The following is a 21,196-nucleotide window of genomic DNA, read 5'->3' as shown; positions in this document are numbered from 1 at the left end:
CATCTCCACGATGGTGTCCCGAATCGCAGCCCTGGTGCTGCTGGTGGCGCTGTTCACGGGCGCAGCTGGCCCTGCACTCGCTGGCCCCGTGGACTGGCACGAAGTGGCCACCACCAGCGAGGGACGCCAGTGGTGGGACGGCGGCAGCCTGCGGCGCAGCCGCAGCGGCAATGTGTCGGTGCTGAGCCGATTTCAGCCCGCCGCCACTGAGGACAAGCCCCGCCCAGTGAGTGATCTTTACGTGATGGAGATCGATTGCGGCCAGGCACTGTTCCGCGACACCTCGATCAACGGCCTGCCCCAGTTCGGTGCCGAGTGGCAACCAGCCGCCGGAGACTCCCTGATCGCCAGCGTGATCGGCGAGGTGTGTGCCGCCGCCCCTGAGGCCCTGTCATGACCAAACCCCTGGGCGTGGCCATTGCTGGCCTGGGCTTTGGCGAGGCGGTGCATCTGCCGGCCCTGCGCGCTTGCCCCGGCACCACGCCGGTGGCGCTCTGGCACCCCAGGGCGGAGCGGCTGGAGGCCGCCTGCCGCAGCGCCGAGCTGCCCGGCCACAGCGACTTCGACGCCCTGCTGGCCAACCCCGCAGTGGAGGCGATCGTGATCACCACCCCCCCGGCACCCCGCTTTGATCTGGCCCGACGGGCCCTGGAGGCCGGCAAGCATCTGCTGCTGGAGAAGCCCGTGGCTCTCTGCGCCGAGCAGGTGGAGAGCCTGCAGCGCCTGGCCTTGCAACGGGGCCTCACCGTGGCGGTCGACTTTGAATACCGGGCCGTGCCCCTGTTTCAGCAACTGGCAGCCCTGCTGGAGAGCGGCAGCCTGGGGGAGCTGGTGCTGGTGAAATTTGACTGGCTGATGGGCAGCCGCGCCGACGCCTCCCGCCCCTGGAGCTGGTATTCCCAGGCCGCCGAAGGTGGCGGCGTGCTGGGCGCCCTCGGCACCCATGCCTTCGACACCCTGCACTGGCTGGTGGGACCCACCCACTCCCTGCAGGCCCAGCTGAGCACGGCCATCCGGGAGCGGCCGCTGGCCGATGGCAGCGGCCGGCTGGCCAGCGTCGATGCCGAAGACATCGCCCTGGTGCAGCTCGAACTGGAAACCCACCAGGGGCAACGGGTGCCGGCCCAATTGAATCTGGCCTCGGTGGCCCGCCGAGGAAGGGGCTGCTGGCTGGAGCTCTACGGCCGTGACGGCACCGCCGTGCTCGGCTCCGACAACCAGGCCGACTACGTCCATGGCTTCGGGCTGTGGCAGTCCCAGGCGGGGGAGCCCTTGCGGCCGGTCGATGCCGACGCCCGCTGGAGCTTCGCCCGCTCCTGGTCCGACGGCCGGATTGCCCCCGTGGAGCGAATTCACAGCTGGTGGAGTGCCGCGGTGCGGGAAGGCCGGCCGATGGTGCCTGGCCTGGGCGAAGCGGTGCGCAGCCAACACTGCTGCGACTGGGCCCGCCAGTCAGGCAGCTAGCGCCGTTTTCGGCCAAAGGGCATCCCCTAGACTCCCCCCCAGTCCCAACTTTCGACCCCGAGAGGTTTTCCCATGGCGCTCGTTCCGCTTCGGCTGCTGCTCGACCATGCCGCTGAGAACGGCTATGGCATCCCTGCCTTCAACGTGAACAACCTGGAGCAGGTGCAGTCGATCATGGAGGCGGCCTACGAAACCGACTCTCCGGTGATTCTGCAGGCCTCCCGGGGCGCGCGCCAGTACGCCGGTGAAAACTTCCTGCGCCACCTGATCCTGGCTGCGGTGGAAACCTATCCCGACATCCCGGTGGTGATGCACCAGGACCACGGCAACAGCCCGGCCACCTGCTTCGGTGCCGCCGCCAACGGCTTCACCTCGGTGATGATGGATGGCTCGCTGATGGCCGACGCCAAGACACCCGCCAGCTACGAGTACAACGTGGCTGTCACCAAGGAAGTGGTGGACGTGGCCCACGCCATCGGCGTGAGCGTGGAAGGCGAGCTGGGCTGCCTGGGCTCCCTGGAAACCGGCATGGGTGAGGCCGAGGACGGCCACGGCTTCGAGGGCAAGCTCGACCACAGCCAGCTGCTCACCGACCCCGCCGAAGCCGCTGACTTCGTGGCCAAAACCAAAGTGGATGCCCTGGCCATCGCCATCGGCACCAGCCACGGCGCCTACAAGTTCACCCGCAAGCCCACCGGTGAAGTGCTGGCCATCAGCCGCATCGCCGAGATCCACAAGGCGATCCCCAACACCCACCTGGTGATGCACGGCTCCTCCTCGGTGCCCCAGGAGTGGCTGGACATGATCAACAAGTTCGGCGGTGCCATCCCCGAGACCTACGGCGTGCCCGTGGAGGAAATCCAGGAGGGCATCCGCAACGGCGTGCGCAAGGTGAACATCGACACCGACAACCGCCTGGCCTTCACCGCCGCCGTGCGGGAAGCCGCCTTCAAGGATCCCGCCAACTTCGATCCCCGCCACTTCAACAAGCCGGCCCGGCAGTACATGAAGCAGGTGTGCCTGGATCGCTACCAGCAGTTCTGGTGTGCCGGCAACGCCAGCAAGATCAAGCAGCGCGACATCAACTACTACGCCGGTCTGTACGCCAAGGGCGAACTCGACCCCAAAACCGCCGTGGCTGCTTGAGCTAAACAGCCGCCTGATCAACCTGGCAGCTGGGCCATCCGGCCTCTCTCCAACAACACCATGGGCCCCGAAAGGGGCCCATTTTTATGGCGTCAGGGGGTGGTTGTTTCAGCTGGACTGGGAGCAGCGGTCGAGAGGGAGCGGCGGGGGTCCAGCAGGGCCTCGATGGCTTTCTCGAGGGTGGTGTCCATCGCCACCCGGCTTCCATCACTCACCACCACGCGGGTGAGGGTGGGCAGTCCACCATTGCGGGCCTTCAGATACAACGGCTCCACATAGAGCAGCGCCTCTCCTACCGGCACCACCAGCAGGTTGCCCTGGATCACCTCCGATCCGGCCCGGTCCCACAAGCCAAACTGCTGGCTGATGCGAGGGTTCTGGTTGATCAGGGCCTGCACCTGCTCCGGACCGAAAATCGGGGTCTGGGTGGGGAAGCGCAGCAGCACCAACTGGCCATAGTTGGGCGCATCGCTGCGGGCCGCCAACCAGGCCGCCAGATTGGGGCGGGCCAGGGGCGTGAGGGGCTGCAACAGCAGAAATTCGGGTGGCAACTCCGGAGCCAGCTGGGCACTGACGTGATAGGGCTTCACCGGGATCTGGCTGCGGCCATAGAGCTCCTTGGGCACCTGCCAAACGTCGTCGCCGCTGTAAAAAACCCGCGGATCGGTGACGTGGTAGCGGAGCAGCTGGGCGGCTTGGAGCTCGAACTGGCGCTGGGGGTAGCGGATGTGGTTCTTCAGCGGCGCCGGCATGGCCGAAAGGGGCTGAAACAGACCCGGAAACAACCGCTGCCAGCCGGCGATGATCGGGTCGCGTTGATCCGCCACGTAGAGCACAGCGGAGCCGTTGTAGGCATCCACCAGCGCCTTCACCGAGTTGCGCAGATAGCGGATATCGGGATCGCCCGGCACCGAGGCGCTGTAGGGATAGCTGCGGCTGGTGGTGAAGCCCTCCACCATCCAGAACTGGTGCTGGTTGGGGGCGAAGGGACCAGGATCCTTCAGCTGCACCGACACCAATACGGGATCGCCTTCGAAGCGCACAAACGGAGCCAAGGTGCGCAACCGCTCGCGCACCTCGCGGCGCAGCAACAACCGGGTCTGCGGCGTGATCGCCCCCTGCACTAAGAGCTTCGGTTCCCCCAGGTAGATCGCCGAGGCCAACCGCCCCCAGGGTGAGCCAATCGGCACCCCGCCCGACCCGGCGTAGTGGGTGTAGAAATTTTCATCCCCCTGGGGATAGTCAAACTCCTGCACCCGGGTGGGGGCGAGGGCGTAGGGGGATGCCAGGGCCCCGAAGTAGAGGCTGGGCTGGCCGATCGCAATCCCGGCCCGCACATCGGCGGTTGTGATGCCGAGCTGGCTGTTGCCCTGCACCCGCGTGGACGCGCCCAGGTCGCTGATGAAGTAATCGGGCAGGCCATCAGGGCTGCTGGTGTTCACCGGTGAAACGGTGAAGCCGTAGCCGTGGGTGAACACCAGGTGGGTGTTGAGCCAGGTGCGTGCTGCAGGCGGCAGGGACGCCTGATCGAGCTCCCGTGCCGTGATGATCACCAGTTGGCGCCCCAGCGCCGGATTGCCACTGAGGCCGTAGCGATCCACCGCAGCCCCGGAAAAGCGGTAATACACCCGCAGTTGTTGCAGCTGACGGTTGGTGGACAGCAACGGCTGACTGTCCCAGAGCCGGATGTTGCGCAGGGTGGCATCGCCCGCCTGCACATCGGCCCGGGTGAGGCGACGGCGAGGTTTGACAAAGCGGGTGCTGATGTCGTCGAGCTGGAACGCGGCCCGGGTGGCCCGGATCGAACGGGCCAGGTAGGGAGTTTCCCGCTCCAGCTCTCGGGGTTTCACCAGCAACAGCTGCAGCACGGGAGTGAGCGCGGCCTCCAGCAGCGGCACCAGCAGCAGGGCCAGCGACACCCCAAGCAGAAGGGGGCCCCGGATCCCCTGGCGCGGCAGGGGCAGCAGCAGGGCCACGGCGGTGAGCACAGCCACCACGGCGGCCAGGGTGCGCAAGGGCAGCACCATGTGCACATCCAACCAACCGGCGCCCGGCACGCTGCCGGCGGTGCTGAGCAACAGCTGGTGGCGGCCGAGCCAGAAGCTGCAGGCCACCAACAACGCCATCAAGGCCAGGGGCCAGCGCAGCCGCAACAGCTGGGCAGCGTAGAAGCCGTGGAAGCGACCGTCGCTGAGCTGGGGCGGGCGGGCCACGATGCCCCACAGCCCTGCCCCCAAGTGGCAGAGCACCAAGGCGATCAACAGGGTGAGACCAAAGGCCAGGGCGGGAAAGCGCACCAGCCCAAAGGCGATGTCGGCCTGAAGCATGGGCTCGCGCAGGCCGCTGTCCGGGGCGAACAAGGCCAACGACCACAGCCCCCACGCCCGGCCCAAGGCCGTGGCCGCAGCCAGCGACGCCATCGCCGCCACCAGCCGGGGGGCCGTGCGGGGACGGGCCAGCAGGGCCACCGCCAGCCCCGCCAGCAGGAGCAGCAGCGGGGCCGACACGCCACTGAGCATGGTGAGGCCGTGCAACCGGCGGGGATCGAAGGGGTCGACCATCAAGCGCTCGGCCAGCCGCAACAGCAAGGCAAGCGGCACCAACTGGGCCAGGGCCAGCACCGCCAGGCTGGCGGCATAGGGCAGGGGCGCCAGAGCGAAGCGCCGCTCCGGGGCAGCCGCCGGCGCAGGGCGCCAAAACCGGATCAGCCAACGCTGCAGAGCCAGGCCCACCACCAGGCCAAAGGCAGCAGCAGCCAACTGCAACAGCCAGCGGTGCAGCAGCACCTCCCCCTTGGCGAATTGCTCAAACCATTGCCACTCCACCCACAGGCGCGCCGCCAGCACAGTGAAACCAGCCAGCAGGGCCAGACCAAGGGCCACGGAGGCCACCAGGCGGACAGCAGAGGGCGAGGAACGCCTCAGCATGGGGGATCGGGGCACCGGCCGAGGGTAGGAAGCCCTGGCTCAACAGCAAGCCCAGCAAGCCCCGAGACGCGCCGGGACCGCTGGCCATGAATACCCGACTCCTGTGATCGGAATTAAATCGCCACTCTGGGAAGCGCTGTTAGCCTCCTTCGATTGCTGGGCGTGACTGTGACTGCCACCCTCTCCCGCTCCACCTTCACCGGGCTGCGCTGCAAGGAATGCGGCCATCCCTATGAGGCCGGTGCCCGTCACGTCTGCGAAGACGTCTGCTTCGGCCCACTGGAGGTCGTCTACGACTACGACGCCATCAAAAACCGCGTCAGCCGCGCCACGATCGAAGCCGGTCCCGCCTCGATCTGGCGCTACCGAGAATTCCTGCCGATCGAGGGCGACCCGATCGACGTGGGCACTGGCTTCACGCCCCTGCTCAAGGCGGGCAACCTGGCCAAGCGCCTGGGGCTTAAGAGCCTCTACATCAAGAATGACGGCGTCAACATGCCGACGCTCTCGTTTAAAGATCGAGTGGTGTCGGTGGCGCTCACCCGCGCTCGCGAGCTGGGCTTCACCACGGTGAGCTGCGCCTCCACCGGCAACCTGGCCAACTCCACAGCGGCCATCGCCGCCCACGCCGGCCTCGATTGCTGTGTGTTCATCCCCAGCGATCTGGAGCTGGGCAAGGTGCTGGGCACCCTGATCTACAACCCCACTCTGATGGCGGTGAAGGGCAACTACGACCAGGTCAACCGCCTGTGCTCGGAAGTGGCCAACACCTACGGCTGGGGCTTCGTCAACATCAACCTGCGCCCCTACTACTCCGAGGGGTCCAAAACCCTCGGCTACGAAGTGATCGAGCAGCTGGGCTGGGAGCTTCCCGACCACATCGTGGCGCCGCTGGCCTCCGGGTCCCTGTTCACCAAGATCCGCAAGGGTTTTGACGAATTCATCAAGTGCGGGCTGGTCGATGAGAAGCCCGTGCGCTTCAGCGGTGCCCAGGCCGAGGGCTGCAGCCCGATCGCCCAGGCCTTCGCCGAAGGCCGCGACTTCATCACGCCGGTGAAGCCCAACACCATCGCCAAGTCGATCGCCATCGGCAACCCGGCCGACGGCCCCTACGCCATCGACATCGCCAACAAGACCGGCGGCTCGATCGCGGCCGTCAGCGACGCCGAGATCATCGAGGGCATCAAGCTTCTCGCCGAAACCGAGGGCGTGTTCACCGAAACCGCTGGCGGCACCACGATCGCGGTGCTCAAGAAGCTGGTGGAGCAGGGCAAGATCAACCCCGAAGAGCGCACCGTGGCCTACATCACCGGCAACGGCCTCAAGACAACAGAGGCAGTGGCCGACTGCATCGGCGCGCCCTACACGATCGAAGCCCAGCTCGACAGCTTCAAAGCCGCCTGGGCCCAGGCCCAGTACGCCCAGCAGGCCTGATCGCCGCCACCACAACTGACACCGTTCTCCTCCTCCTTCCCTTCCAGCCCATGGCCGTTCAGGTTCTGATCCCCACCCCCCTGCAGAAGTTCACCAACGATGAGGCCAGTGTCGATCTCGAGGCCAGCAGCGTTGATGGGCTGATCGAGGCACTGGAGGGCCGCTACCCCGGCATCAAGGGGCGCCTGTGCGATGAGGCCGGCAAACTGCGCCGCTTTCTCAATCTGTACGTCAACAGCGAGGACATCCGCTTCCTCGACAACCAGGCCACGCCCCTCAAGGACGGCGATGAGGTGTCGATCGTGCCCGCGGTGGCCGGCGGCTGAATCGCGAACGGTGCTCCCTGCAGCAGCACGGCAGCGCCGCAGTGTTGCTCAATAGGGTGGATTTCACAGCTTTAGCCCATCCCGCTTGGAGCAGTTTCCGATGACCCAAGCCCCAGTCCAACCGGGCGACCGCGCCGTTGAAGCCAGCCAGGCCAGCGCGTCCAGCTGGCAGGCCAAAGCCCAACTGTTCGATTACCGCCAGGCCGCCAACCCAGTGCGCCCTGGCCTCACCGAACCGATCCGCTACCACCAGTGGTCGCCGGAGCTGCATCAGAGCGGCCCCACGGCGGTGATCCCCCTGGATCTCAGCGCCGAGCTCGGCTGCAGCGCCCCGGCCACGAGCCCTGCTCTGGCGGCCCATTTCCTGCGGATCCAGGCCGGCGAGGGGCTGAAGGCCGCCGCCAATGCCACCAGCTCCCTCTTCTACGTGCTCCAGGGCTCCGGGCAGCTGCAGTGGGCGGGTCGTGCCCTGCACTGGGGCGCCGGCGACCTGTTCGTGCTGCCCGCCGGGGAGGCCCCCCTGCTGCAGGCCGAGCACACCAGCGTTCTCTATTGGGTGCACGACGGCCCCCTGCTCAGCCACCTCGGCGTGGAGGCGACCCAGGCCCGTTTTGAGCCCACCAACTACCCGGCGGCCTGGCTGCAGCAGGAACTCGACCAGCTGCTGGCCGATCCCACGGCCGCCCGCAGCAATCGCCTCAGCCTGCTGCTGGCCAACAGCGACCTGCCCCAGAGCCGCACCGTGACCCACACCCTCTGGGCGATGCTCGGGATCGTGCCGCCGGGGGCCATCCAGCCGCCGCACCGACACCAATCGGTGGCCCTGGATCTGATCATCGATTGCGACCCTGGCTGCTACACGCTGGTGGGCACCGAGCTCGATGCAAGCGGCGCCATCGCCAATGCCCGCCGCATCGACTGGCAGGCCGGCGGAGCCTTCATCACCCCCCCGGGCCACTGGCACGCCCACGTCAACAGCAGCGGTCGCCTGGCCCGGCTGCTGCCGATTCAGGACGCCGGCCTACACACCTATCTGCGCAGCCTCGACATCCGCTTTGGCGGCGGCATCCAGAGCAGCCTCTGATCGGTCCACCACCGCCCGGAAGGCTTCGCCCTCGATGGTTTCCTCCCGGATCAACAACTCCACCAGCTCGTCCATCAGAGTGCGGCGCGCTTCCAGCAACTCCACAGCCTGATCGAGGGCTCCGCGGGCCAGATCCCGCACCAGGCCGTCGATGCGGTTGCCGGTTTCCCGGGAGTAGTGGGGCTCGGAGCGCAACCAGTCGCGCCCCAGGAACACCTCTGCCCCATCTCCCTCCAGGGCCACCGGACCCAGGCTGGAGAAGCCATAGCGGGTGACCATTTCGCGGGCGATGCGCGTCACCATGTCCAGATCACCACTGGCCCCCTGGGTCACTTCCCCAGGACCAAACACCACCAGTTCGGCGGCGCGCCCCCCGAGGGCGACCACCAGACGGGCGCGGAGGTAGGCCTTGCTGATCAAACCGGAATCGAGGATCTCCTCATCGGGCATCATCCGGGCGAAGCCGCCAACACCGCCTGCCCGCGGCAGCAGGGTCACCTTGTCGAGGGGATCGGCGTGGGGCACCAGGGTGGTGAGCAGGGCATGGCCCACTTCGTGGTAGGCAATCAAGCGCTTCTTGGCGCTGTCCTGCAGGGGGGCCGCTGACAAGCCCATGGTGATCCGCTCCAGGGCGCCAGCCATGGCGGCATCGTCAATTTCACTCTGGTGACGGCGCGCCGTGAGGATGGCCGCCTCATTGAGCAGGTTGGAGAGGTCGGCTCCGGAGAACCCCGGGGTGCGGCTGGCCCAGGCCGACAGCGACACCGCCGCCGCCAGCGGACGGCTGCGGGCGTGGACCGCCAGGATCGCCTCGCGGCCGCGGCGGTCGGGCAGGTCGACGGTGATACGGCGATCGAAGCGCCCCGGGCGCATCAGGGCCGCGTCGAGCACGTCGGGGCGGTTGGTGGCGGCCAAGAGAATCACGCCGGAGTTGTCGGCGAAGCCATCCATTTCGGTGAGCAGTTGGTTGAGGGTCTGCTCCCGTTCGTCGTTGCCGCCGCCGATCCCAGCGCCGCGCTGGCGGCCGACCGCATCGATCTCATCGATGAAAATGATGCAGGGCGCCTTGGCTTTGGCCTTGCGGAACAGGTCTCGCACCCGACTGGCCCCCACGCCCACGAACATCTCGACGAATTCGGAGGCGGCCATCGAGAAGAAGGGCACCCCCGCCTCACCGGCGATGGCTCGGGCGAGCAGGGTTTTGCCGGTGCCGGGTGGCCCCACCAGCAGCACCCCCTTGGGAATCTTGGCTCCGACTGCGGTGAAGCGTTCGGGCTCCCTCAAGAAGGTGACCACCTCCTGAAGCTCCTCCTTGGCTTCGGCGATGCCTGCCACGTCTTCAAAGCGCACCGTCACAGCACCATCCGCCTGGAGGCGTGGCTTGCTGCTGCCAAATCCCATCGCCCGATTGGCCACCTGGGCTGAGCGACGGATCAGCAGGGCCAGGCCGCCGAGCAACAACAGCACCAAAAGGCCGTTGGCGACCAATCCGGCCAAGGCCCCATCGGCGCGATCGTCCCGCACCGTGAGCGGCACCTTCGCCTGCTCAGCGGTGCGCAGCAGCAGCTGGTCGTTGCTGAACACCGGCACGGAGGCCTGGCGGCCATCCTCGAAGCGCACCTGCACCTCACGCTGGCGCAACGACAATTCAAGGTCCTTGACCTTGCCGGCCCGCAGATCCTTCAGCAGCTGGCTGTAGGAGGGCACCGGTTCACGGGCCGACAGGGCGTCCAAGCGAAAGGGCTGCGGGCCTGAAGGAGAGCTGCCCGGAGCAGAACTGTCTAAAGACAGGCGTCCCGGAGGAAGACTTCCCGGAGTGGAAGCGTCCGGAGGAAGGCTGTCGCTCACTGAGTTCAGGCTTTGGCAGGAGCTTAGCGATTTGACGAAAGGCCAGGTGACAACGGAAGATCTTGGTTTGGCAGTGAGTGTGCGGGGATGGCTGTTCCCAAGAAGAAAACCTCCAAGGGCAAGCGCAATCAGCGCCACGCCACCTGGAAAGGCAAAGCTGCTGTTGCGGCCCAGAAAGCGCTCTCGATCGGCAAGGCCGTGCTGAGTGGCCGTGCCCAAGGCTTTGTTTATCCCGTGGATGAAGAGGGCGACGACGGCGAAAGCTGATCGTTCTGATCCCTGATCCAGCCACCACACCAGCGGCGGCGTCCATCCAGGACAGCCAAACCCGCGGCTTTGTGGATTAGAGGATCCTGGTAGTAACCCGGGGGCAGCGAGCAGAGGCTGGAGCGCACCAGCCGCTCGAGCGCATCGGATGGAAGCCAGGCAGCGCCACGGCGGCGTTGCCTGGCTTCTGCTTGAAAACGCCAGCGGCGCGGCAGGTGCCACCACTGCGGACGCAGCAACCAGAGCTGGCTGCATTGATCCCAGAGCGGCTGGTAGGCCTCCAAGGCCTGATCCCAGCGGGATAGCCACGTTTGTTCGTCGCTGCTCAGGCCCGCCACCCCATGGGCCTGAAGCTCCAGGAGCCGGGTTGGCCCCAGCGGCCGGCAGCCCAGCAACCAGCCTTCCATCAGAAGTACCTCAGCCTCACGGCCGTCCACCCCATCCCGGTCGCCCTGGCCACCGCGCAGAGTTTTGTCAAACCGTGGCAGGTGCAACGGGCCTCCAGCCCGCCAGGCCTGCAGGCAGGCCAGTGCCAAGGCAACGTCGTGGCTACCCGGAGGCACCCGCGAGACGCCGAAGGGATTGCCGGCCAGGGCCAGCCGGCGCGGCTCCCAGGGCAGATAGAAGTCGTCGATGGAGGCGACAGCCAGCTTCAGGCCCCGAGCGGCAGCCCGTTGACGCAGAAGCGCCGCCAGGGTGCTCTTGCCGGCGCCCACCGGTCCATTGAGGGCCACCACCGGCCTCTGTCCGCCAGCGCCGAGGCGCGTGAGCTCCGCCAGCAGGGGCTGGAGCCAGTGGCGATCCAGGCCTGGATCAATGGCAGGGGAGGCCATCAGGTGCCGAGTTTGAAGGCCTCCAGCACCACCGCATACACCGCCCCAACGCGCAGGTTGTCCACTACCAGCCAACCCAGGCCAGGCGCCGTTTTCACCAGCCGGCCCCGCAACCGCACGATCAGCTCCACCAGCAGCACCATCAGCAACACCGCCATGGGCCGCCCCCCAGGGATGAGCAACAGCACATAGGCGGTGACGTTGCTGCCGGCGTAGAAACCCAGCAGCAGCGCCAGCAGCACGGTGCTGCGATGGCGCCAGTTGCCGCGCAGGCTGCCGAGCAGCAGGGCTCCAAGCTGCTCCAGGGCTTGGTTGAAGCGGGTGCGCTGAAGGGGCAGGCGCGTCACAGCTGTGGAGCCTCCAGCAGATCCTGCAGATAGGAGAGCGTGATCTGCCCGCCCTGGCAAGCAGGCCCCCGCAACACGCTGGCACCGCTGCCCAGCTGTGTCACCACGGCCCGAGCCCGGCTGAACCGCTCGGGCGGTTCGGCGCTGCCGTAATGGCTGAGCGTCAGCAGGCAGGCCACCCCGGCCTGATCGGCCGCCGCCAGGCCATTGCCGGAGTCTTCCAGGGCAAGCGCCGCCCCGGGGGGCAATCCCAGCTGCACCAGGGCGCGCTGGTAGGCCTCGGGATCGGGCTTCTTGCGGGCGACATCGTCGCCGCACACCCAGACGCTGAAGCAGGGGGCCAAAGGACCCAGCAGATGCTCGGCCAGGGCGGCCACGGCCAAGCGGCCGCTGGTGGTGACAATCGCCTGGGGCAGACCGGCGGCATGAACCGCGGCGATCAGCTCCGCAACGCCAGGGCGCAGCTGCAGCTCACCGGCAGCCACCAGGGCGGCGTAATGGCGTTGCTTGCGGGCCTGCAGATCGGCCACCAGCGCGGGCTCGGGCGGGGCGCCCTGCAGCTCCGCCAGGGCCGCAGTGATGCGTTCACGGCCGCCGCTGATGGCCAGCAGCTCGCCGTAACGCTCTCCATCCCAGTGCAGGGGCACACCCAGCTGGGCAAAAGCGCGGTTGAAGGCGAGGCGATGGCCGTCCCGTTCCGTCTCCGCCAGGGTGCCGTCGACGTCCCAGAGCAGGGCCCCCAAGGCCATCGGGTGGTGCGGCAATGCGCTGAAGGTTAGGAGCCTCTGGCGCACAACCCCGGCCCGCCTCGGCACCAGGGCAGCGCCAACCCCGTGGCGTTGTGGAGGACCCTGCTGGAAGCCAAGAGCTACTGCAAACTATGCCTCTCCACCCAGAGGCCCTTGAACAGCAACTTCAAGGTGAGCAGCGGGTGCACCAACCAGGTTGAGATGAAGCCGAACCGCAAGCAGATCAGCCTTCTGCTCCGCGGCACACGCAAAGACGCCACGTGAGTTGCCTTCTCCCAACGGCACGCCTTCCTCTGCAGTGGCTTTGGGGCGGGCAAGTGCTCTCCAATCTCGGCACCCAAGCCAGCCTGTATGGATTGGGGGTCTGGCTGTTGCAACAGCAGCAAACCTTGCAACCGTTGGTTGTTGTGGCCGTGGGGGTGCAGCTGTCCAAGACAGCCATCCTTCCTTGGATCGCACCGCGCCTTCTTCATTGGCCTTGGCGCGTGGTGTTGCTCACCGCCAATGCGGTGGCAGCAGTGGCGACCCTCTCGATGGCAGCGCTGCTGGTTTGGGCTCGATGGCCTCCAGTCAGCTTGCTGCCGCTTTTGGCTTTGGCGGCCGCAGCGGAAGCCGTTCTTGTGTTGGCGCTTGCCACCCTGCTGCCCGTTGTGGTGCCTCCCCCAAAACTGCCGCAGGTGAACGGCTGGCTGGTCACCAGTGAGGCGCTCGTGCAACTCTCAGCTCCTGCCCTTGGCGCTGCAGTTGTGGCGACGGGTGGGGTCGCAGCAGTGGTGGGTCTCGATGCCTTCAGCTTTCTGATCGGCATGGGATGTGTGGCCCTGGTGAACGTGCCGCCCTGGATCCGTGCCCCGAGCGGCGGCAGGCACTCACCGAGGCAGCAACCACCCATGTGGAGCACGGTTCAGCAGCTTTGGCAGGGTCGGCGCAGCCGAGGGTTATTGAGCACTTCGATGGCGGTTTCGTTTGTGCTGGCCTGCACCGAGGTGGTCTTCCCAGCGTGGGTGTTGATGGCCTTGGGAGCAGGTTGGCTGATGCCGGCACTGCTGCTCAATGGGCTGGCCTATGGCTGTGGCACGGTGATTTGGTTTCGGTTGGGTGATCGTCGGCTGCTCGTGCCTGCCCTGCTGGGGTGGCAGGGGCTGATGTTGCTGGGTGCAGCTCTGCCTGGCATCACCCAGCTCCCGCTCCTCTGGAGTTGGGGTGTGGTGACGTTTACTGCTGCGGTTCCGATTGTTTTGGCTGCCGTGCAGGGTCGCTGGCAGCGATTGATTGCGCCCATGGATCAGCCCCGCTGTTTTGCTGCGCGCTTTGGGGGCGAATGGTTGGCCCGCTTGCTGGGCCTGCTCAGCGCTGGAGTGCTGGTGGATGGGGTGTTCCGGCCCGCAGTGGCTGAAGGACAGGCAGAAGCATTTGCGTTGGCAGCGGTGGGAGCCCTGCTGTTGGCCGTGGTGCCCTGGCTGCGATGAAGTGCAACCGATGACCCTGCCGAAGCCCTTCCCCTTGCGCGTGCTGATCATCACCTCGAGCGCAGGCACGGCCCACGACTCGGCGGCCTATGCGCTGCAGCAGTGGATCCAGCAAAGCCGTCCGGAAACAGAGGTGCTGGTGGAGCACCTGCTTGAAAACGCCAGCGTGATGATGCGGTTGGGGGTGAGCTTCTACAACTGGATCCAGAAGCGGGCCCCCTGGTTGATGCAGGGCTATTGGCGCCTGGCGGAGTGGGAAGACCTGATCAAACCCCGCACGGTGATCTTTGGCAGGGCTTACACCGCCCGGTTGCTGCGCCGCTTTCGGCCCGATGTGCTGATCGCCACCCACCCCCATCTCAACCGGGGCCACTTCGATCTGGCCAAGCGGGTGCTCGGCCCGCAACTGCGCTGCATCACCTGTTGCACCGAACTGGATGGAGGCTTCGGCTTCAGCCGCAACTGGATCAGCCTGGCCTGCGATCGCTTCTGGACGCTCACCCCGGAGGTGGACCGCCACGTGGCGCATCAGCACGTCTGGCGGCGCCTGCCGGCTCAGCGCTTGCAAGGCCTGGGCCCGCTGCTTTATCCCGCCTTCCACCAGGGGCCAGTGGCGCCCGCGGAACCCCCGGCTGGGCTGCCGGTGTTGGTGTTGGGCAGTGGCGCCAATGGGGCCAACAACCACACGGCCCTGTTGGAGCTGCTGTTGCCCCTGGCTGGGCGCTTGCGGGTGGTGGCGCTGTGCGGCCGGCGGGAATCAGCGCGCCGCTCCCTGCTCGCCTGGGGTTTGGCCCATCCCCAGCTGGAGTTGGAGGTGCGGGGGTTTCAGGACGCCGCGGCGATGGCGGAGCTGTATCGGCGAGCCTGGGCGATGGTGGCCCGCCCCGGTGCCCGCACGGCTACTGAGGCGCTGGTGATGGGTTGCCCGCTGATTTTCAACCGCTACGGCAGCACCATGCCCCAGGAGCTGCTGGCGCCGCGCTACTTCGCGGCCCGGGGCCTCGACACCTCGGTGCGCTCCCCAGGGCAACTGGTGAACGTGGTGCGCCTGTGGTTGGATGATCCGGAGGCCTACGCCGCGCGGCGGCGGCGCTTTGCCGCCGAACGCTTGCGCTGCCATCCCCAGCTGGTGCTGCAGGGGTTGCTCGATTGATGGCGTTGCAGCCGGGCGGGTTGGAGGGCGTTGCATGGCTGGTGGCGGCCCTCATGGCTGGGTTGGTCGTCTTGCACCTGCGCCTGGCCTGGCCATTTCTGCGGGGCAGCGCCCCAAGCCCTGTGAGCGCAGCCCTGGCTGAACCCTCCAGCTGGCCAGCAGCGGAGGTGGTGCTCTGCCTACGGGGCGCCGATCCGGCCTTGCCGGATCTGGTGCGATCCCTGGCAACGCAGAGCTACGCAGGCCCCTGGCGGTTGCAGGTGTTGGTGGATTCCCCTACCGATGGGGCCTGGCTGGTGGTGGAGAGGGCCCTGGCGCACCGAGGGCCGCAGGCCAGCTGGCAGGAGGCGCGGCTGACCGCGTTGGCCGATCCCCAGGGCGCCGCATCGCGCAAATGCGCTTCGTTGTTGCAGGCGTTTGCAGCCCTGGATCCCTCCACGCTGGTGGTGGCTTTGGTGGACGGGGATGCGGCGATCGGCACCAATTGGCTGAGCGAGCTGGTGGCCGCTTGCCTCCAGCCGGGAGTGGGGGCGGTGTCGGGCAACCGCTGGTATGCGCCGGCAACGGGCAGCGGCGTGGGGCAGGTGCGGGCGATCTGGAATGCGGGTGCGCTGCTGCTGATGGGGTGGATGCAGGTGCCCTGGGCCGGTTCGCTGGCCCTGCGCCGCGAGCTGCTCACCAGCACCGGCTGGCTCAGCCAGCTGCGCACGTCCCTCTGCGAAGACACGCCCCTGCTGAACCATCTGCACCAGGCGGGCTGGCGCTACGGGCTGCTGCCCCAGTTGCTCTCCTGCGACTGCGACGATCTGCGCTGGCACGACCTGCCCGCACTCGAGCGCTGGATCAGCCGGCAGCTGCTGCTCGTTCGTCTGCACCATCCGGCCTGGCCCTGGCTGGCGGCGCATGCTGTTGCCACCAGCACCCTGTCGCTCGTGGCCGTTTTGCTGCTGGGGCTCGGGCAGCTGCCGGGGCTATGGGCGATGGCGCCTGCGCCCAAGGGAGCCTTGCTGGCAGCCTTGCTGACGACGGATCTGCTGTGGGCTGGGCTGCTGTGGGGCTTGGGCCGAGCCCTTGGGCAGCCAGCGCCGCGGCAGCTGCTGGCGTTGCCGCTTTGGGTCGCCCTCACGCAACTCATCTATGGCCTGGCCGCCTTGAGAGCGGCCTGCGCGCAACAGGTGGAATGGCGCGGCAGCTGCTACGCGCTGCGACGGCAGGGCGGGCATTGGCACGTCAGCCGCGCAGCAGCGCCCGGCGCAGGGATTCGAGCGCCTGCCGCAGGCTGGTTTCGTTGAGCGCGTAGTAGCTGGGCAGCAGGGCCGCAGGCAGGTTGGGCTCGAGCTCGATCCGGTGTTGCAACACCACCCCACCCTGGGCGGGCACCACGGTCCAGCTCCCCTGCAGACGGCGGATCTGATCGGCCTGCAGCAGGCTGTAACTGAGGCTGCGCGGGGCCTGTTCCTCGAACAGCAACCTGGCCTGAATCGGCAGACCAAAGGTGTAGGGCGCCTGATACACCTGCTCCACTTCCACCCGGTTGCCCTGCCGGCTCAGCACACGCACCCGCTTGATGTCGGGCACCACGCTCGGCAGCTGGCTGTAGCTGGTGAGCAGGGTCCAGGCCTTCTGCGCTGAAACGGGCACGAACACACTGCCCAGATAGCGGCCGCGGCTGCCCCGCAGGCTGACGCCGGGCGGCGCTTGGGTTAATGCATGGCTCCATGCAGCCTTTGCATCCTGCGGATATGCCGCAGGGGTGCTGCGTAGCGTCGCGCCAGCTCCCGAGATCGCCCATGCAGACGTGTGAGGCACCGCAGCAGCGATGAGCAGCGCCGCTGCCGGAACCACCGCTGCTGCCGAAAGCACGGCTGCCATGGCCAGTTCATCCGCTGTTGTGGAACAAAGACTTTATGTGCTTTCAGGCTTTGATCCGCGCGGTGCCGCTCCCCTGCATCGCCTGCTCAAGCAGGTGTTTCCTCTTGGCGCCCGGCCGAGGCAGGAGGGATGGCTGAGCCGCTGGCCGCTGGAGCCAGCTGGTGCTGCGGCCGAGTTGGCCGGCGAGGAGCTGGTGTGCCTCCACTGGGATGACATCGCCCGCCGCCATTGGCCGCGCCAGCCCCTTGCCCTCTTGGTAGACGGTTGGGATCTCTACAAGTGGTACCTGGGCAGTGGGGGATTCCCTCAGGTGGCACGCCTGGCACCAGGTGCAGCGTTCACCGGCCTCTATCCGGTGTTGGTGGTGGTGCTGCTGGCGGCGCTGGCGGGGGCTGCGGCCTGGTTGGCCGGCGGGATTGGCGGGGTGTGGTGGGCGCTGGCCGCGGCTGGGGTGGTGTTGGTGCTGGGCTGGCAGCTGGCTGAGCGGCTGGCGGTGGGCTGGCTGTTTCGCACCCTGCGCTTCACCCACCGGCTGGCGGAGGAGCGGGTGCCGGAGCTGCCGCAGCGGCTGCGGGTGTGGGCCGACCAGATCGTGGCCCTGGAGCAGCGGTGTCCCGCTGCGGAGCTGGAGCTGGTGGGCCACAGCTGCGGCAGCTTTGTGGCGGTGATGCTGGCGGCCGAGTTGCGGCGCCGGCCGGAGGCGGCAGCTCTGGTGCAGCGGCTGTCGTTGCTCACCCTCGGCCACAACATTCCACATCTGGCCCTGTTGCCCGCCGCCCGCCCCTTTCGCGCCGATCTAGCCCAGTTGCTGGAGCAGCCCCGCCTGCCCTGGCGGGATTGGAGCTCCGCCGACGACTGGCTCTGTTTTGCCGGGGTGAATCCCTTGGCCGTGGTGGGCCTGGCGGATGGCGCCGGCAACTATCCAGAACAACTGCTGTTGCCGTTGGCCAACCGCCGCGGGATTCCCGCCGGGCTGCAGGGCTTCTGGGGCCGCTTGAGCCAGCAATTCCAGCTGCATTTCGACTACTGGCAGTGGTTGCCGCGCGCTGGCAGTGGCTCCTGCTGCGGGTCTGCACGCCTTGGATGATCTCACCCGCGGCTGGGTGCCGCCCCATCCGGAGCCTGGGGATCCGAGCCGGCCGTTTTGGCTGCGGCTGTGGCGCGGTTTCCACTGCTGGTTTGCCCTGTTGTGCCGCTACGACTACGAGCTGCCGCTGGGCTCGATGCGTTTCCTGGGGCGCCAGTTTTTCGTGGTGAACGCCCCTCAGCCGGTTCGTCGGGTGATGGTGGATGAGGTGGAGGCATTCCCAAAACATCCCTACACCTCCTGGACGCTCCAGCCCCTGATCGGCGAGGCGATCTTTTCCGTGAACGGCGCGCAGTGGCAGCAGCAGCGGCGATTGGTGGATCAGGCCTTTCAGCTGGCCCAACTGCAGCGAGCCTTCCCACGCATGGCGGAGGCCTGCGCGGCATCGCTGGCGCGCCTGGCGCCCCTGGCCGATGGCCGGCCGGTGGAGATCGATCAGGAGATGACGCTGGTAACCGCCGATGTGATCGTGCGCACCCTCACCTCGGCCGCGCTCAGCCCGCATGAGGCGGCGCCGATTTTTGCGGCCTTTGCCGCCTATCAGCAGCGGGCGGCCCGGGCCCTAGTGTGGCGGTTGCTCCGCTGGCCGAAACTGCTGCTGGAGCAGGGATTGCTGCAGGCGGCCGCACCGATCCGCGCCTGGATGGCCGCAGCGGTGGATCGCCGCTTGGCCTGCGCCCAGCCCCCCAACGACATGCTGCAGGCCTTGATTGAGGCCCGCGATCCGGCCAGCGGTGCGCGCTTTGGCCATGAAGCGCTGGTGGATCAGCTCTGTTTTTTGTTTCTGGCCGGCCACGAAACCTCCGCCAGCTCCCTGGGTATGGCGGTGTACCTGTTGAGCTGTTGCCCAGAGCTGCAGCAGCGGCTCCGCCAGGAGCGCCAGGAGACGCTGGGCGGTGCCAGGCGCCCGCTGGCCTATGCAGACCTGCGCCAGCTCGAGTGGCACGCGGCGGTGTTCAACGAAACCCTGCGGCTCTACCCCCCGGTGAGCTTCTTCATTCGCGAGGCCAGCCGCAACACCGAGCTGGGCGGCCAGCGCTGCCCCATGGGGGCGCTGCTCACCATCTCCCCCTGGCTGATCCAGCGCCATCGCGACCATTGGCCCGATCCCGACTGCTTCCGGCCCGAGCGCTTCTTGAGCAGTGCCGGCGATCGAGAGCAGCGGCTGGCTCGGGACGCTTTCCTGCCCTATGGCCTGGGGCCTCGCAAGTGCCCGGGGGCGGCGTTTGCCCAGCAGGAGGCTGTGTTGGTGTTGGCGGAGTTGCTGGAGCGGTTCACGGTGTTGCCGGTGCCGGAGCACACGCCCGATCTGGTGGGGCGGCTGACGCTGCGCTCCCGCAATGGCATCCGCGTGCGGCTGGTGCCCCGGTTCAAAACAGCACGCTGATCCGCGTGCCCACCCGCACCTGATCGCTGCTGAGCAGGGTGCCGACGTCGAGCAGGCCTGCGGCGGTGCTGGCGTAGACGTCGACAAAGGTGTTGGGGTTGGCCAGCCAGCGCAAGGCCACGGTGCCATTGCTTCTGCTGAAGTCGGAGGCCACCAGGTTGGCTTCCGGGATCAGCTGCCAGTGCTCCCCCAGCTGGATGTTGGCCGCCAGGCCAAAGCCCCAAGGGCTCTCCACGCCACTCCAGGCCAGCTTGGGGCCCAGGCTGATCGCCAGCGTGTCGCTGGCCTCCCAGGTGCCCATCCACTCGCCAAACAGGTAGCCCTGGAAGTTGTCGTCGTTGTTGCGGCCGAGGCTGATGCGGCCGGCACCGGTGAAGGGAGCCCCGCGCAGCTGGCTGAAGGCCAACAACTTGCCGCCGATGCGCGTGTTGAAGCCTCCGTTGTTGGCGTAGGTGTCAACGAGGGCATTGCGCGGCTGCACGTCGTTGAACACACCGCCGTTGAACAACTCGAACTGGAAAATGTTGGAGGCCGACCAGCCCAGAAACCCAAACACGTTGCCGCGGCTGTCGGCGTTGGCCGACACCTGCCAGCTGCCGGAGGGCGGCACCCAGGCCGTGTTCACACTGAGTCCGCCGATGCTGAAGGAGCGCTGACGCGAGCTGAGCGGGCCCTGGGGGGTATCGGGTTCACCGGGATTCCAGCGGAAGCTGGCGCTGTAGAGGAGGCGGTTGTCGGAGGGCAGGGCCAGCAGGGCCGTGGCCGGGGTGGCCCCGAAGCCATTGGTGAGGGCGCCCTGCAGGCTGATGCGTGGATTGAAGATCACATTGGCGCCCAGGTTGATGATGGGCACCCGCGCAAACTCAAGGGCGCTGTTGAAGCTGTTGCGGCCGGGGCCCAGCGGCACCAGCACCGAGCCGAGCAGTTCCAGTTCTGGAAGCACCCGCCAGCTGGCTCCAGCCCCCAGGGTCACATTGGTGCCATAAAAGGTGCCGGCGCCACCTTGTCCGGCGCCTTGGCTGTCGGGCAGGACGCTGATGCCCGGCACCAGGGTGAACTGCAGGCTGTCGGTGGCCCGCCAGCTGAGGGGAAGGGCCAGTGAGCCCACCACGTTGTTGGTGTAAACCTTGCTGCCGGAGTTGTTGAAGATGTTGGCGCCGCCGCTAGAGCCGCAGCTCACGCTGCCGCCGCAGCCGCTGGCCACCGTGAACAGCTCCAGCGAACCCTCCAGGGCCAGCTCCCAGCCGGGCCGCTGGGGCCAGAGCGGCCGATCCCCAGCCAGCCGCACGCGGCTGGAGCCGCCCAACACCTGCCAGAGATTGGCCACCGGGTTGGCCTTGCCGGCGATCGCGGCGTAGAGCGGGTCGTCGGCCTGGCTGGCAAAACCCGACACCATCCAGCGATCGCTCAGGCTGAAGTCGGCGCGCACGGCGTAGTTCTGGTTGCCGGTGCCGCTGGATTCGCCGCGGCCATCGGCCCAGATCTGAGTGAACCGCACCTGCAGCTGGGCGTCGTCGAGCCGGTTGGCGGTGGGCACCGCCAGGCCGAGCTGCAGCGGCGGCCCCAGGGCAGCGGCAGAGCGCAGGGTGGCAAGGTCGAGCGGGGCGACCTCCTGAGCAGGAGCAGCGATCGGCGGATCGGTTGGTTCTTCGATCAGCTCATCAGCGGGCACGAGCTCCCAGCGCGGGGCCTCGGCCTTGGCCTCGGTGCCTGGCTCAGGCGGGATGAGCTCCCACTCCAGGGCCTGCAGCGGCGCAGCTAGCCAGCCGGCTGCTGCGGCCATGGCCGTGATCAGGGGCCAGC

At 67.6% G+C, this 21,196-nt stretch carries 19 protein-coding genes; 12 read left to right on the top strand and 7 right to left on the bottom strand.

Annotated features, from left to right (window positions below; all coding sequences use genetic code 11):
- Window positions 1-10 precede the first annotated feature (10 nt).
- From KBY57_RS00225 to fba, 3 genes are all read left to right on the top strand, one after another.
- On the top strand, window positions 11-397 hold the full coding sequence (locus KBY57_RS00225) for a hypothetical protein (RefSeq protein WP_094559449.1): 387 nt from the start codon (window positions 11-13) through the stop codon (window positions 395-397).
- Window positions 394-1,464, top strand: a complete 1,071-nt coding sequence (locus KBY57_RS00220; RefSeq protein ID WP_254993888.1) for a Gfo/Idh/MocA family protein — start codon at window positions 394-396, stop codon at window positions 1,462-1,464. Before KBY57_RS00225 ends, KBY57_RS00220 begins: the two co-directional genes overlap by 4 nt.
- A 72-nt stretch (window positions 1,465-1,536) precedes the next feature.
- On the top strand, window positions 1,537-2,610 hold the full coding sequence (gene fba / locus KBY57_RS00215; protein WP_094559267.1) for a class II fructose-bisphosphate aldolase: 1,074 nt from the start codon (window positions 1,537-1,539) through the stop codon (window positions 2,608-2,610).
- 92 nt (window positions 2,611-2,702) lie between these two features.
- Here fba and KBY57_RS00210 read toward each other — a convergent pair whose 3' ends face one another.
- Entirely contained in the window at window positions 2,703-5,537 is a 2,835-nt protein-coding gene (locus tag KBY57_RS00210; protein ID WP_261356489.1) for a UPF0182 family protein, read from the bottom strand.
- Window positions 5,538-5,705: 168 nt separating this feature from the next.
- On the opposite strand from KBY57_RS00210, the gene thrC reads away from it, so the two are divergent.
- The 3 genes from thrC (at window position 5,706) to KBY57_RS00195 (ending at window position 8,381) form a co-directional block, all read left to right on the top strand.
- Window positions 5,706-6,971, top strand: coding sequence for a threonine synthase (thrC, locus tag KBY57_RS00205; RefSeq protein WP_254994239.1), 1,266 nt, complete (start codon window positions 5,706-5,708; stop codon window positions 6,969-6,971).
- Between the two features lie 50 nt (window positions 6,972-7,021).
- A complete protein-coding gene (locus KBY57_RS00200) occupies window positions 7,022-7,297 on the top strand; it encodes a MoaD/ThiS family protein (protein ID WP_254993885.1) in 276 nt (91 codons plus the stop codon).
- 100 nt (window positions 7,298-7,397) lie between these two features.
- Window positions 7,398-8,381, top strand: coding sequence for a cupin domain-containing protein (locus tag KBY57_RS00195; RefSeq protein ID WP_254993884.1), 984 nt, complete (start codon window positions 7,398-7,400; stop codon window positions 8,379-8,381).
- Here KBY57_RS00195 and ftsH read toward each other — a convergent pair.
- Entirely contained in the window at window positions 8,319-10,115 is a 1,797-nt protein-coding gene (gene ftsH, locus KBY57_RS00190) for an ATP-dependent zinc metalloprotease FtsH (protein WP_254993883.1), read from the bottom strand. The two genes, KBY57_RS00195 and ftsH, sit on opposite strands and share 63 nt — an antisense overlap.
- Before the next feature lie 201 nt (window positions 10,116-10,316).
- On the opposite strand from ftsH, the gene rpmF reads away from it, so the two are divergent.
- Entirely contained in the window at window positions 10,317-10,496 is a 180-nt protein-coding gene (gene rpmF, locus KBY57_RS00185; protein ID WP_094559272.1) for a 50S ribosomal protein L32, read from the top strand.
- Here the strand turns inward: rpmF and KBY57_RS00180 are convergent.
- Genes KBY57_RS00180 through KBY57_RS00170 form a run of 3 tightly spaced genes read right to left on the bottom strand, consistent with a single transcriptional unit; the run spans window position 10,457 to window position 12,425 of the window.
- Window positions 10,457-11,329 (bottom strand): hypothetical protein, encoded by an 873-nt coding sequence (locus tag KBY57_RS00180; protein WP_254993882.1) that lies wholly within the window; start codon window positions 11,327-11,329, stop codon window positions 10,457-10,459. The genes rpmF and KBY57_RS00180 overlap by 40 nt on opposite strands.
- Window positions 11,329-11,676, bottom strand: coding sequence for a DUF565 domain-containing protein (locus tag KBY57_RS00175; protein WP_094559274.1), 348 nt, complete (start codon window positions 11,674-11,676; stop codon window positions 11,329-11,331). The genes KBY57_RS00180 and KBY57_RS00175 overlap by 1 nt, the downstream gene beginning before the upstream one ends.
- The gene (locus tag KBY57_RS00170) at window positions 11,673-12,425 is read right to left on the bottom strand and encodes an HAD-IA family hydrolase (RefSeq protein ID WP_254993881.1); all 753 of its coding nucleotides are present in this window, start codon (window positions 12,423-12,425) and stop codon (window positions 11,673-11,675) included. The genes KBY57_RS00175 and KBY57_RS00170 overlap by 4 nt, the downstream gene beginning before the upstream one ends.
- 317 nt (window positions 12,426-12,742) lie before the next feature.
- Here KBY57_RS00170 and KBY57_RS00165 point away from each other — a divergent pair, with 317 nt between their 5' ends.
- Genes KBY57_RS00165 through KBY57_RS00155 form a run of 3 tightly spaced genes read left to right on the top strand, consistent with a single transcriptional unit; the run spans window position 12,743 to window position 16,339 of the window.
- Window positions 12,743-13,894, top strand: a complete 1,152-nt coding sequence (locus KBY57_RS00165) for a hypothetical protein (protein ID WP_254993880.1) — start codon at window positions 12,743-12,745, stop codon at window positions 13,892-13,894.
- Between the two features lie 10 nt (window positions 13,895-13,904).
- Window positions 13,905-15,047, top strand: coding sequence for an MGDG synthase family glycosyltransferase (locus KBY57_RS00160; RefSeq protein WP_254993879.1), 1,143 nt, complete (start codon window positions 13,905-13,907; stop codon window positions 15,045-15,047).
- A complete protein-coding gene (locus KBY57_RS00155) occupies window positions 15,047-16,339 on the top strand; it encodes a glycosyltransferase (RefSeq protein ID WP_254993878.1) in 1,293 nt (430 codons plus the stop codon). Before KBY57_RS00160 ends, KBY57_RS00155 begins: the two co-directional genes overlap by 1 nt.
- On the opposite strand, the gene KBY57_RS14245 is transcribed toward KBY57_RS00155, so the two are convergent.
- A complete protein-coding gene (locus KBY57_RS14245) occupies window positions 16,278-16,688 on the bottom strand; it encodes an SRPBCC family protein (protein ID WP_254993877.1) in 411 nt (136 codons plus the stop codon). The two genes, KBY57_RS00155 and KBY57_RS14245, sit on opposite strands and share 62 nt — an antisense overlap.
- Window positions 16,689-16,866: 178 nt before the next feature.
- Here KBY57_RS14245 and KBY57_RS00145 point away from each other — a divergent pair, with 178 nt between their 5' ends.
- Window positions 16,867-18,006, top strand: coding sequence for a hypothetical protein (locus KBY57_RS00145; RefSeq protein WP_254993876.1), 1,140 nt, complete (start codon window positions 16,867-16,869; stop codon window positions 18,004-18,006).
- The gene (locus tag KBY57_RS00140; RefSeq protein ID WP_254993875.1) at window positions 17,999-19,393 is read left to right on the top strand and encodes a cytochrome P450; all 1,395 of its coding nucleotides are present in this window, start codon (window positions 17,999-18,001) and stop codon (window positions 19,391-19,393) included. Before KBY57_RS00145 ends, KBY57_RS00140 begins: the two co-directional genes overlap by 8 nt.
- On the opposite strand, the gene KBY57_RS00135 is transcribed toward KBY57_RS00140, so the two are convergent.
- On the bottom strand, window positions 19,377-21,176 hold the full coding sequence (locus tag KBY57_RS00135; RefSeq protein ID WP_254993874.1) for a hypothetical protein: 1,800 nt from the start codon (window positions 21,174-21,176) through the stop codon (window positions 19,377-19,379). The two genes, KBY57_RS00140 and KBY57_RS00135, sit on opposite strands and share 17 nt — an antisense overlap.
- Window positions 21,177-21,196 lie beyond the last annotated feature (20 nt).

The sequence above is a fragment of the Cyanobium sp. Aljojuca 7D2 genome, from assembly GCF_024346415.1.
Taxonomy (GTDB): domain Bacteria; phylum Cyanobacteriota; class Cyanobacteriia; order PCC-6307; family Cyanobiaceae; genus Cyanobium_A.
The sequence above is the reverse complement of the archived record's forward strand: the minus strand, read 5'-3'. Positions and strand labels throughout refer to the sequence as shown.